This is a genomic window from Parapedobacter deserti, assembly GCF_042646065.1.
Lineage (GTDB): Bacteria > Bacteroidota > Bacteroidia > Sphingobacteriales > Sphingobacteriaceae > Parapedobacter > Parapedobacter deserti.
Genome location: NZ_JBHRTA010000054.1, coordinates 1 through 13,054, shown reverse-complemented (window position 1 = coordinate 13,054; position 13,054 = coordinate 1). Strand labels below are relative to the sequence as shown.

Sequence of the window (13,054 nt, the reverse complement as noted above, 5' to 3'; positions counted from 1 at the left end):
CTGGAAAACATCATGTCCATCAACCATAAAAACCTAAAAGACCTCTATCCGCAGAATTATAAAGAAAACTGCAGGAATCAAACATGTAGTTCATAGGACGGATACGTTCCAATGGCTCAAATACACCTTGGAAAACATCATGATCATCAACCATAAAAACCTAAAGGATCTCTATCCACAGAACTATAAGAATAATCTTCAGGAATCAAACCTGTAGTTGGTAGGGCGGATACTTATGAACGGCTATTGGAGTTCGAGGAAAAATGGGGTGGTAAATACCCGCTTACGGCCAGATCCTGGCTGCAGAATTGGGATAATCTTTCCACGTTCTTTGAGTACGACGGTGATGTGCGTAGGGTGATCTACACCACCAACCCCATCGAGGGAATGCACCGGCAGGTCCGCAAAATCACCAAGACCAAGGGCGCTTTCACTTCCGAGCAGGCACTCCTAAAGCTGATGTATCTGGTGATACGGGAGATTACCAAGAAATGGACAATGCCTATCCACAACTGGGGCTTGACTATCTCGCAGCTGTTCATTAAATTTGGTGATAGGTTAAGGCTGGGACGTGATAGCTTTTAGGAATAGGTTGATCCGGATGACACAGTTCGCGTTACACTACCCCTAGCGATGATGTCATCAAGTCAAGGTAGTTGATTACCTCTTTACCGCCCGATTATTTTCTGTATAAGCGCGTCGTCATAGGGGGCTATCTTCTAAGAAATCATCTTTATCAAAAGAAAATTTGCTTGATAATACGTCATGAATAGCCTGAAAATTTGGATAGGAACATTTGTTTTCCAATTCCCATCTTTGTAAAACGATAATTGCTGTGTTTTTAAGGTGAAACTTGAAATCTTCAGTGAGAAAAAAATCCAGATCAAAGGATATAAAGTTATCTTTTTCATCAATTTTTCCCAATTTCCACATTTTGTCTTCAAATGCATTTATAAAATCAGACTCGGTTTTGAATCTAATTTGTTCCAGCTCGCGATGTGCCTTATAGTTTAAAATATGATTGTAAATAGCCATTGTTATCTGCCAGTCCAGCCACCTTTCTTTTCGTAAGGACGAAATAAACATGTTATATCTACTGTCTCCTTTGATTTTTTGTAGTGTTAAATGTATTTGTGGAATGCAGTGTTTGTACCGTCCCCTGATCAGTTCAATGGATTTCTCAAACGAATATTTATTACTAATTGAATCATCCCATTTGAGTGCTGTTGATTCTTCAATATTAACACTCCGTCTTTCTTCAAAGAATTTATCTCGTTGATAGGAATCGAAACTCTCTTCCGAAAAAAGATTACGATAAATTCTTTGATAAAGATAGCCCGGTAATGTTTTTCCTGCCAAGTCTTCCTCTTTAAAGAATCGTTCAAATTCAGCATCAAATTCTTCTTTGGGAAGTAAGCTCAATTGATTTAAAATTACCTTTAACGAACCTGTTAAATAACCTGCCTGTAATTTTATTGTACTTTGCTCGGCATTCTTGGCTTCAATCAGATACAGCTTCCACTTCGTGCTGTCATTTGAAGGTTGTTGTTCAGGAAGAAGAAATTCGTCGGATAGTATCATTTCAATACTAACATTTCCTTTGATAAAATGAAAATCGTTTGGAGATACAGCAAATTGCAATAGTAATATTTGTAAGCAGGCAGTTACTTCTTCTCCAAGACTTGTTTCAAGCCAATCATTTCTAAAAACAAGCTCCCATGATGTTCCTAAAGCAAACCAATTTATCTTTCTGATAGCACCAATGTCATTTATGACAGCATCCCTACACTTCCTTTCGACAAATTCATTTATGCTGTTGTCCGTAGTTATATTTTCATTAATTCCGTAAACGAGATGTTCAATCTCTTGGCTGTAAAGTTCTCCCATCTTTTGCTTTTCATATTCAATCAATCCGAAGAGTTGATTAGATATTCTTGGTAAAAGGGCAATAGTCGAGGCGATTAACGTGAAGCATTTCATCAACATTTGATCTTTGGTTACATCAATTTCCGGGTTTTTAAAGTCAATTCTTGACCTGATGTACAATCTGAAATCCTCCAAACAACTAATCCAAGCACCTTGATCAAAGTCATAATGAAGCAAGAGACCAAAACCATCTGCTATTCGACCATGTAAATCGGTGTTTTGGGTAGATTGCCAGATTGCGCTTAAAGCGTAGTATTTGGCTGCGAAGTTGCTGCCACTGGCAGAATAAAGTTGTGAGATATTCAACAAGGCAAGAATGAAACCTTCTAAGGTTCCATCGTTCCGGTATAATTCCTTTGATTTATGAAAGTAATTTAACGCCCTTAAAATAGATTTTGGCTCAGTTGAATTTAAGTATTTAACCCCACGTTCAGTGTATATCTTGGCTGTAGTAAAGTTTCCTTTCTTTTCATTTGCAATTGGCATTAATTTATCCGAGAAATCTTCCAACCTTTCAATAAGATTAATGTCTGCATGATGATGGATTAGTAGCTTTATATACTCGTTTATTCTATTACTTAACCTAACTACATCGAACATTGGAGCTTGATCTAATAAATCAAACACCCTTTGAAAATGGTTAAATATCTTATCTACGGTATCTGGTTCAGCTAATATAGCCTGCTGCATTAATAGGCTGGCAGCGATATCATTAAAATAGCATTCTTCCGTTTGACCAGAAGGATGTTTCAGCTTTTCATTTATAAGTTCGGAGATTTTAATTTCCCATTTTTCAACTTCATCCTCGCTAATTTCAGTTTCGTGAGATGCAATGGCGCCTTTTAAAAGACCCAATAAGTTTTGAGCATCTTCTACTGAATCATGATCAGAAAATTCCTCTAAAGTTTCATAGTATAGCCTTAAATCATTTTCAATACCCTTTAGCGAACCTTCAGGTTTGGGATTACGTCTTTTTATTGGGAAACTTAGCCACGCTAATTCATATATTGCTTTCCTTTTAAGGTATAAAGGTGTATTTTCCAACTCTAAATACTGTATAAGAAAATTTTTCCAAAGGTCAGAATGACTCTTAATATATGGAGTTGTTCTGCAAAAGTTTGTCGAGTGTAGCACTTGATAAAACTCGGAAGCTAAAAAATAAGTTACTTTCTCGATGTCGTGCCAAATCTGATAATTTTCATTGTACCATTTATCGTCTTTGTCGCCTATACTTAATAGAACAGAGTCTAAAAGCTTATGATCAAGTTTCCGGTTTTCCGGTTCGGCCTCCATTGATTTTTCAGAAACAGTATAGTATAAACTCGCAAATACGCTGACTTTATCCCTTATGGAAGAAACATATCCTGTGATTTCGATTAGATCGTATATCCGGTTAATCGCATGATTTATCGCTACATCTGCTGGAAGTTCGTCGAAATTCCATTTAATCGATTTGACAAAATCAATCCAGACGTTATTTGGTAATTCATCAAGTATAATCTTCGCCTCATTTATTTCCTTTAATAAAGCTTTATCTTTTACTTTATTGCCAAAGGGTTTGACATACTCTGAAATTATTGATTTAACCTTTTCAACGCACTTATCCAATAGTTCTTGTGACAAAGAATTTTGATTATCTTTCCAATTTTTAAGCAAATCAGCATCATTATCTTTGTATTTACCTGCTACGGATACGTTAGTTTCAAATACAAATTCAACTTCATCAAATTTGTACTCCCCTTTGACAAATAAGATAAAGAAATGACTTATTGCTTTAGTGACCTCAACACTACTAAAGGAGAAGTTCTTTGAAGAATAGAGCTTTAGTTGGATGAACTTGGAAACCCAATCCTTTTGATCGCGAAGAAAGATATCTTCCTCATAGTCACAATAAATTACATGATTACCCCTTTTTACATAATTTTCCAACCAACTTTCTAACGTTCTTAGCTTCTGGTATTCATAGCCTTTTATTGTTTCGGATGCGTCCGTATCTTTAGTAAAGATTGAAAGTTTAGATAAGCTCATGATATAAATTGATAACAGATATTATAGATTGATGATTTCAATTTGTTCACCCAATTTTTCTTTTAATGCCGCATCCGTGATTTTAGTTGGAAAAGCCAATGCTAAAAATTGTCGGGGACGTGAACAAGCTACATAAATCATCCTTTGTTTTTCGTTGGGAAAAGAATCAGACCGCTTGAAATCATTGAATGATACACTTTGGCCTGTGCTGTTTTCATCAAAAAAATACAAGATTGCGTCAAGGGTAGCACCTTTGACCTGATGGATAGTAGTGATGGGTATGTTGTATTGAGAACTGGCGGATTTTTTGAAATATAGGTCAACGTTATGGATTTTAAGGTCTGCCATTTTATACCCATTAATTTTTTTCTTGAACTCGAAAAATCCAGAGGCGTCAATGTTGAATGCTTTTTTTAACTCATTTATTGCTACGGATGTCCATTCCTGAAATGAAATTGAGGTGGTGGGAATTTCATACAAAAAGGCATATAATTTTCCACTAAAAGTGTGATCACTCTCTTTTTCTTTTTGTATATCCCTGATCGTACTATAATCCGCATTAGGATTGAGTAATTCCAGAATAAACCTGCGTAACTCGTTTACCGCATCCTTTATTTCATTGCACTCAAAATGGTGGCGTATCCTTAACAACCTTGATGGATAGGGAGTTCTCCAAGGATCAACGGCAGCGGTGTTACCCAGCATCTGATCTTTAAGTGTGTTACCCCGTACCACGATATGATTGGCATCGAAACCATGAGCATTACAGGTTTCCTCAAAGTGTTGAACAATCTTAGGAGAATTGGTTGCCGTGTATTTGTATATCCGCACCGGTATGGCCAAGTCCTGAACATCAACGGAAGAGATGATCTCATCAGACTGCCCCCTTAAAATACTGAAGCAGTCAATAATCCGTTGAACCGATCTCCTGTTTTGGCTTAATGGCAGGCCTGTCCAATCATCAGTATTTGTAAATTTTTGCAGAAATAAGTGAGGTTTTGCATCACGCCATTCATATAGGCTCTGGTATGGGTCACCAATCATTTCAATGTTGGCAAGCCCTAATTCTATCAGCCTTTCAAAAATTGCGTGCTGTATTTCGGAATTGTCCTGCGCCTCATCTATAATGATAAAAGGGAAACGTTGTATCAACCATTTACCAATTTGTTCATGATTCTTAATGATATGCAAAGCAATGAAACTAGAATCAAGGCTTGTAATTAATCCTTTTTCTACTTTGGTCTTGAATACAGTTTTGCCATATTCCTGAAATGTTGCATGCACTACTGTTGCTGGGTTTGGAGTTTTTCCCTCAAATGTATAGTCACCATTTTTATCAATCCAAATGGAACTGGGTGGATATATTCGACATAACAATTTCCCTGCTTGATCTTTAAATCCCAATAATGATTTGACAAATCCATCTTGCCATTTCCCGGTCTTATCTTGATATCGAACTTGAAATAGTCTATCAATTATTGGTTTTTCATCTACTACTTTGGGTCTTTTAAAATTTTTATTGAGCAGATTGTAAAATGGTAGAGTAATATACTGATTGACAAAACTGTCAATAGTTGCTAGATGGTGAGGATGACGAAGTTCCTGCCCATGCGCCTTTTTATATTTGTCAAGGATTTCTTGCTTCGCTATATTCGTAAATGAAAGGCACGCAATGCCAGCATGTATCCCAAATTTCTGTCGGCATTCTTGTTCGAGCAAGGATAGTTTATAGATAATACAGGTTGTTTTTCCGCTACCTGGACATGCGTTGAGGATAATTCTCCCCCTTGCATCAAAATAAGCCCGTCGTTGAACCGTTATTTGGATATCCCTCACTGCCTTAGATGATTGAAAGCCGTTTTTATATAGGCTGGAACGGAGAAGGAAACTTTCGCATCGTCAATATTGTTGATTATATGCAACGCTAATTTTTGAGCAAAGAAGGCTTTGGGTGGTAACGCCTTCCATAGCAGGATGGCAACTTTCTCCTGTTGGATAGTGTCCAGGTCTTCATTTAACATATCTATAAAACCCTTTACTTTTTGGATTTCATCTGGACATGTGGCTTCGATGTATTTATATAGGAAGTTGTTTTGACATTCGGTTTTTGTGCTTTTCACATTGCTTCTGCATAGATCGTATTCCATCGTCTGATACGAAAATTGAATATCAATCAACGGCTGACCGTTTTTGATAGAGTGAAGATTATTTATCCTGTTTCTGATAGGCGCATTCGCCAATTGATTGCGCAAGGCTTCCAACTGCTGATAATTATTTTCAATCAACTTATCTAAGGAATATTCCTTTTCTTTTGATTTGGGAAACCTATCGTCATCGGTTAGTATGGCAATTTTTTTGGGCAACCTCTTATTTTCTGTGGAACTGTTGAACAAAAAAATAAATGGATAAAACGATACACCGTCAACATTTACGAGTTCGATGCGATAATCCTCTAAGGCGAATCCTTCAACCTGCGAAAATGCAGTGATCAATAATTCTTCGGAAATGCCTTCCACAAACAAGCATCCACCCGCAAAAAACAGTTGTGATTTTGTAACGTCGATGTATCGTTGTAACTGATCTTTTTTCTCATTTATTTGATCCTGCGACAAATGGGTATTCTTTACAGTATCCTGAACTATCTTTTCTTTCGAACGCTCCGTAAATGAATTTCCAATCGTATAAGCGTTCTTCTCCAGTAGGATAAGATTGTCAAATGGTACTCGTGATGTAAGTGTAGGCGAATGCGTAGTAATGAATAGTTGACTATTGGCCTTGCTATTAGCATCCTTTAAGAAGTTATACAGGCTTAATTGCAGCTGTGGGTGAATATGGGCCTCCGGTTCTTCGATCAGTAAGGCAAAGTGTGGAATTGCATCGTCTTTGACCCGTTCTTTTATATCGCCAAGTACCGTGGCAATATAAATCAGATTATTAAACCCAAGGCTATTTTGAGAAAGATTAAACCCTTCAGTTGAGTGATTTGTCCAGTCATGAGGAAGAAATGGCTTAATTACGTTGACTATATACTCGATACGAGATTGCTCAATTTGTAGACCAATTTGGCTTTGATTAACGTTTTTATAAATCGTCTCCAAATTGCTGTTGATATTGTCTCTAGTCGAAGTGACTTCATCCCTAACAAGTAGTTTTTGATTTGCTTCTCGTATGATGTCCTTGATTTCCTCCTCAGAATCTTTCCGGTCCACAAGTCGCTTAATCACTTTGCCAAGGATATTGTTTCTCGTGCTAAGTAAATCTTTGGTACTGTCCCTTAGAGCACTTAAATAGTAGTGCTGAAAGAGCCTAAATGTATTAAAATCCGCTTTCTGCCCCTCGATATTGCCCGTATTATAGGAAAAGATTGGATATCGCTTGTCTGCTTTGTAACGCAACTCAATTTTTGCGTAATCGTCGGCATGATTTTCTTGATTAACGACCATATACTCATAAAATGCTCCTTTTTGCTCGGCAGATAAACCTCTGAATTCATATATAATCTTAATGTTCTCGGATTCGGAAATTTTTAAGCCGCCTCCGTCAGCGATTATGTGCTGGTAAAAGTCTTCTTTACTTACTGTCAGCTCTCTGATCGGTTCACCCAAGTTGTACAGCAATCTTATAGCATCTATTAAAGCTGATTTACAGGCTCCATTCTGTCCGATTATTATATTTATATCAGGAGAAAAACACGCTTCGAGTCTTTCTAAACCCTTGTAGTTTAGTATTGAAATCTTAGACAAATGCATTATTTGAACATTATGTTAAAAATATCGGTAGAGACAACTATTCTTCAGCGCCCGTCGCTTTTCGGTGTTCATAGTAAAAATCCTCCATAGAAATACCCCACCCCTCAAATTTATCCTTCGGAATTTGTGATATGGCAGATTGTATTTTTTGAAGGTATACTTCGAAAAAGTTGGGATGAATTATTTCAATCAAATTAGAAAAACGGAAGTGGTGCGAAGCTTGGACGATATCCTGAAAGTTTCGAAATATATTGATTGGAAACTTAAATCTATAAGGGAACTCATATTGACCATAGTTAATCTCAGTTAGTTCAAAATCTTTATCTTCGATATTACTCACCTGATAGATAATCCCATCGTAGACAAGAATATGGAAGAAAATCATTCGAAAGCCAGTCTCTATGTATCCATCACTTCCGATGATTATTGACTTTTTTACAATTCCATTAAGAGAACTAAAGAATGAATCGTTACCCTGTTCAATCTTCTCTCCCTTCGTGAAAATAATACCATTGGATATCGGCACAGATTCATCCAGCAAAGGGATGCTCTTCCATACTTCATTCAATTGTTTCTCTACAGTAATAGATTCTGGCTTAGGAAAATAGCGTAAGGGTGAGAGAATTTGCGTTACACTACGATTGTGAGTTGGTGCATATAACACTAACTGTTTGTTGTCAGATTTCTTACATTCAATAAAAAGATGAACCTCAATCCTGTTTATTGATTTGCTTGCAGTAACATCCAATTCACGTAGTACCCCAGTTTCAAAGTCCTCGTACCTTGACCCGACATTGATAGACCAATTGGAATTTTTGAGAACGTTAGCTATTTTCATTTCCAACGGAAAACCGGAGGATATTAGTGCGATTCTAACTTTATCTATAAGCTCCATTATTATTTACTTACTATTCAATTCGTATTTCTCAGCAAAAAGCAAATCTTCACGACAGCTGAATTTTACCGTCGTGGAATTTGGCAAACCATCATATCGTAATAATTTGCTCTCATTTCACTCGAACACTGAACAAGAGAATATCTAGCAATATTAGATTCATATAAATCGATATTCTCATCAACTAAAAAATCCTCACTTAAATGAGATGCCATTGCAAAAACATATACTATTCTCTTTTTGAAAAGGTCTTTGAAATCTTGCTTTGACAAACCATTTATGTGTCGACCTTTTGAAACCAATTTCTGATATAGTTTCTCTAAAACTTCAAGGTTTCCAGAAGCAAGTGATTCTCTTAGTCTACGGGCAGAAATTAAAATCTGATTCGTAAGCTCCCTAATACTCGAGCCAAAACCATATTTTACATGTACCAGGTATAACGTGTTCCCTTCGATATATAAGATGTCAAATATTTCGATACCATCGACCAAAATCGTATCACCAACAATGAAATCTATTTGACCATTATAAAGCAAATTATAGTCACCCTCCCTTGATATTGATTTCTTGTCCCAGTTATATCTTAAAATGTGAGATGGTAACTTATAAGACTCGAATAGATGTTTGGTAGTGTTTTTCAAGTCGTCTACAAAAGAATCTCGCAAAGAATACCACTTTGTGTCTACGAGAAAATAAGATCGATTATTAGCCCTAATTTCAGTTGTAAAATGAAAAAGAAAAGACGACCCTGTCGTTTTCTTTCCTTCACGATAACAATTCACCCGGACACCTTGAAGGTAAACCATAAATTCGAACCTATTGGAGTATTGATGGTAGTTTACGGCTCTTTTAATTACGGTAGAATAGATATCTTCTCTGTCAAGTACTTTATCAAATTGTCGATGGCCGTCATTTTCTGTCTTTTCCAACAAAGTATAATAATCAGCTTCGTAGAATTTCTCTATACTATTAGGATTGCAAAAATCGAAATGGAAGCGATTTACCGACTCTCTTGTCGTTCCTAAAACATGTGGAATATCATCAAATAATTTCCCTATTAGAACGCTTCTGAGGTTGTTTTCTATGAACAGTGGATCGCGAATTTCTTTATAAGAGCTTAAGTAGTCTGAAGCAACCAAGTCCCCGATATAGTTTAGTTCTACAATAACATCATGCAACATTGCGAAATCCAAAGCTCTTTTTACCTTGAACCCTCTCCCTACAGAGATATTCAACCTTCGCTTTTGTTTGGTCGTTAGAAAGCTGAAATGATTGTTTGTTGTGGAAGTTGACAAAAGAACGTGGATTTCCTCTGGGACTTTTCCAAACTTAATAAAATCGATTATTCGAAAATCTCCTCGAAACTGTTCGCTCATTCCAGCTCTTGTGCCCGTCAAGCCTCTAGTTCGAATAGTGACCAATTCATCCTTTTGAGAATCCATAATCCTAGCATAAGTATTAAGGCCATAAGACTTATCAAGATATGGAATCACCATTTTATAGGAATTCCCACCTATAACAACAAATAGCTCCTTTCCGACTTCGGCAAAGAGAAGTAATGATATTCTTTGTTGTATAAAATTCTTACTCTCGGTTAACTCTAGTGGTAAAAAATCGAACCACTCGGATTCTCTTTCCTCTGTATTAACAGCGTATAAGTAATAGATTACTTTGTCAATGGAATATGAATTAATATCGGTTTTTTTTACTCGAAGTTTACTGCCCAATTTAACGAAATATGAGTCTATAATCCAAAGTATTAAATCAAGTGGTGTTTCAATACTTTTAAGTTCCCGATGCGATTTGTCAATTCGATATATAGTAGGGCTTGATATCATTTATTATTTACAAGATGGTTTTATTCAAGTATTCTCTATAGCGACTGCTTCTCCCGCTATTTCGTCAAGGTTTACATACCTTACACGCTCCGTAACCATTCTTGACGGCCTCTTTCTTCGTGGTCTTGATCTGGCTTTTGCTCAGATACCGGCACCCTGTCTTGTGGTACTTCTCCCCGGTTTTGGTGATGTATACCGTGGCGTCCTTCTGTTCAGCGGTGGTATAAGCAACTACCCTACCCTGCACATCCGAAGCCGCAGGCAGCAAAAGCCCGAAGACGAGAAAAAGGTAAAGGATACGCTTACGCATGATGGTTTGTGTCGGTTTCTTGATTAACGGTTAGTGAACAGTGAATTCGGTTATTGATTATACGGTATTATTGATTTATCAATTGTTTTTCTTAGGCCTATTAGCTTATAATGGTAATTATAACATGCAAGGTAAAACATCGGATTGAGAATTACAAATTTTGATTACCCAAAGGTAACCGAAGGAATGGTGAGGACATTACGGGAAACCGGAAAGCATTGGATTTGGTTAAAAGGATTGTTTGGTAAATTTACATTCACGACATTGGTTAGCAAAATAGCCTAAATCGTTATTTCAATACCCAAATTGATATTGTAGATAAACCGGAAATGATGTTCGGATATGGCATTTCCCCGGAGATCGATATCGATATTGGGCCCATTAATGGAAGTATCCCCATTTGTAATGAAAAAATATTGCATGCCACGTTGGCCATAAAACCGCAAAGCAAACCCCTTTGAAACCGGAAAGCGGTAACCGACCTGTAGGAACGCCGCACTGCCGATGAAAAATTGCGGTGCGTCATAGTCCCGCTGACGTTCAATTGCGGCGCTGGAATTTTTCGCAAATCGGCTAACGTTGAGAATTTCCACCCGGATGCCGGTGAATAAGCCGTTCCGTGGGAATGGATAGATTGCCGCATCCCCAAATATTCCCAATGACGCGGCGTTTAGGCTCCCCACGCCATCGAAGGAAAGTGGGAAGCTGCGTGTAGCGAGACCTGCTTTGAACTCCGCATCCTTCTGCATAAGGCGAATCGGTTTCCGGAGATATATTTCGCCCCCAAACCGGTTGTTACTTCCGTAGTTTCCGGATAGACCGATGGACATGGGTTGCTGCGCATTTGCCTCCAATAAGCATGCGACCACCATGAAAAATGTCAGTAGTCTTTTCATTTTTTCTCTGTTTTTTTGTTGTCCTATTTTACGAAAGGATTGGTGCTGTCCGGCTTATGCTCAAACTCCACAAAACGGTATACTTCGTTTATCGCCTCCGTTTTGCCTTTCCGGTTATCCCTGAGTGAGGTCATGACGAACTCGGTGTCGCTGGTTATGGTTCCCTTCCAGGTGAAAGTGGGGAATCCGCCTCCCGAAGGAGGAACCCAACGTTCGTACATTATTTCGTCACCTCTAACGGTGAAAGCCCCCCAGCAAAATTTACATTTTTTTGTTACTGCCTGCCATTCCGATGTTTGCATTTCAGCTGCCCTCGCTTCCAATTCATTGGCATCAAAGCTGTCGCCAACCAATAAGATTCCATTTTCGTAAAGCACATAAATACTCAATATCGTGTTGCCTTTCACATAGAAACCGTCAATCCTAAGCTGGTCGCCTGTATAGCTTTCCCTAGCTATTTGCAATTTGTCGTCTTCCCAATGTTTTTTGCATCCCGATAACCCTGCCAGGCAGAGTAAAGAAAATGCGAATAGAGATGCCTTAGTTGCTTTATTTACCATAATCTACCTCCTCCAAATTGAAAATACCTCTTCCGTTTAACATGCTCCAATACCCTGAAAAATGGGAAACCATTGGGTTTGTGGGCCACTTCGTTTTGCCAATAATTCCTGACCTGTTCAGAATCCTTACCGAAACGGAAGTGTCCTATCCCCACAACGTATGCTCAACCAAAACGATGGTTTCTGAAGCGACATCAACGGTGAACCTAAATGGAAGGCTTGAGTTCATTGCATTACCAATGGAATCGTTTTGACCTGAAGTGCTGTCAGGCAATACCAATTCCACTGAAGTGGGACAATTCACACAAACCCATGTTCGTGTGGTCTGGTTCCCGGCTGCGTCAAATGCGAATGTGAGTTTTTGCGTTTGGGCAATCGCAATCGAGGAGAAAAGGATGTTAAAAATCAGTGTGATAGACGTCTTCATGGCAGATGGTTGAATTTGAATAAGTTTATAATCTAAGTTTTCCTCGGATAAATTTATTATATATTTATGTAATTCGCAATACCCTAAAACTGGTATTTTTGTTGAATGGAAATGGGTGTATTTATGCTTCCCTTGTTTCGGTGATATACACCATGGCGTCCTTTTGCTCGGCGGTTATTGATTACTCAAAGGTAACAGCAGGAATGGTGATGACATTACGGGAAACCGGAAATGCAGCACCTGTTGAGTTGTAAAATCATGCTGCCGAGCCGAAAACACCAACGGGGTCATTATCCGCCGGCCGGGTGAGGCCGCGAACTGTATCCGTCCTATGAACTACATGTTTGATTCCTGCAGTTTTCTTTATAATTCTGCGGATAGAGGTCTTTTAGGTTTTTATGGTTGATGGACATGATGTTTTCCAG

General features: G+C 38.0%; 9 protein-coding genes and 1 pseudogene. 1 reads left to right on the top strand and 9 read right to left on the bottom strand.

Features of this window, described 5'->3' with window-relative positions; all coding sequences use genetic code 11:
• Positions 1-243 precede the first annotated feature (243 nt).
• Positions 244-585, top strand: a pseudogene (locus tag ACFOET_RS17925) (transposase); the annotation flags it as partial.
• A 117-nt stretch (positions 586-702) separates the two neighbouring features.
• Here ACFOET_RS17925 and ACFOET_RS17920 read toward each other — a convergent pair.
• The 9 genes from ACFOET_RS17920 to ACFOET_RS17880 form a co-directional block, all read right to left on the bottom strand.
• A complete protein-coding gene (locus tag ACFOET_RS17920; protein ID WP_379025220.1) occupies positions 703-3,954 on the bottom strand; it encodes a dsDNA nuclease domain-containing protein in 3,252 nt (1,083 codons plus the stop codon).
• Positions 3,955-3,975: 21 nt separating this feature from the next.
• The gene (locus ACFOET_RS17915) at positions 3,976-5,790 is read right to left on the bottom strand and encodes a UvrD-helicase domain-containing protein (RefSeq protein ID WP_379025218.1); all 1,815 of its coding nucleotides are present in this window, start codon (positions 5,788-5,790) and stop codon (positions 3,976-3,978) included.
• Positions 5,787-7,703, bottom strand: coding sequence for an ATP-dependent nuclease (locus ACFOET_RS17910; RefSeq protein ID WP_379025216.1), 1,917 nt, complete (start codon positions 7,701-7,703; stop codon positions 5,787-5,789). The genes ACFOET_RS17915 and ACFOET_RS17910 overlap by 4 nt, the downstream gene beginning before the upstream one ends.
• Positions 7,704-7,740: 37 nt before the next feature.
• Positions 7,741-8,598, bottom strand: a complete 858-nt coding sequence (locus ACFOET_RS17905) for a hypothetical protein (protein WP_379025214.1) — start codon at positions 8,596-8,598, stop codon at positions 7,741-7,743.
• A gap of 65 nt (positions 8,599-8,663) precedes the next feature.
• On the bottom strand, positions 8,664-10,436 hold the full coding sequence (locus ACFOET_RS17900; protein WP_379025212.1) for a DUF6119 family protein: 1,773 nt from the start codon (positions 10,434-10,436) through the stop codon (positions 8,664-8,666).
• A 64-nt stretch (positions 10,437-10,500) separates the two neighbouring features.
• Positions 10,501-10,746: a hypothetical protein gene (locus ACFOET_RS17895; protein WP_090626471.1), complete on the bottom strand. Its 246-nt coding sequence runs from the start codon at positions 10,744-10,746 to the stop codon at positions 10,501-10,503.
• 281 nt (positions 10,747-11,027) lie between these two features.
• The gene (locus ACFOET_RS17890) at positions 11,028-11,642 is read right to left on the bottom strand and encodes a hypothetical protein (RefSeq protein WP_379025210.1); all 615 of its coding nucleotides are present in this window, start codon (positions 11,640-11,642) and stop codon (positions 11,028-11,030) included.
• Positions 11,643-11,665: 23 nt separating this feature from the next.
• Complete coding sequence (locus ACFOET_RS17885) at positions 11,666-12,202, bottom strand: hypothetical protein (RefSeq protein ID WP_379025208.1); 537 nt, start codon at positions 12,200-12,202, stop codon at positions 11,666-11,668.
• A gap of 145 nt (positions 12,203-12,347) precedes the next feature.
• The gene (locus tag ACFOET_RS17880; RefSeq protein WP_379025206.1) at positions 12,348-12,629 is read right to left on the bottom strand and encodes a hypothetical protein; all 282 of its coding nucleotides are present in this window, start codon (positions 12,627-12,629) and stop codon (positions 12,348-12,350) included.
• Between the last annotated feature and the right edge of the window lie 425 nt (positions 12,630-13,054).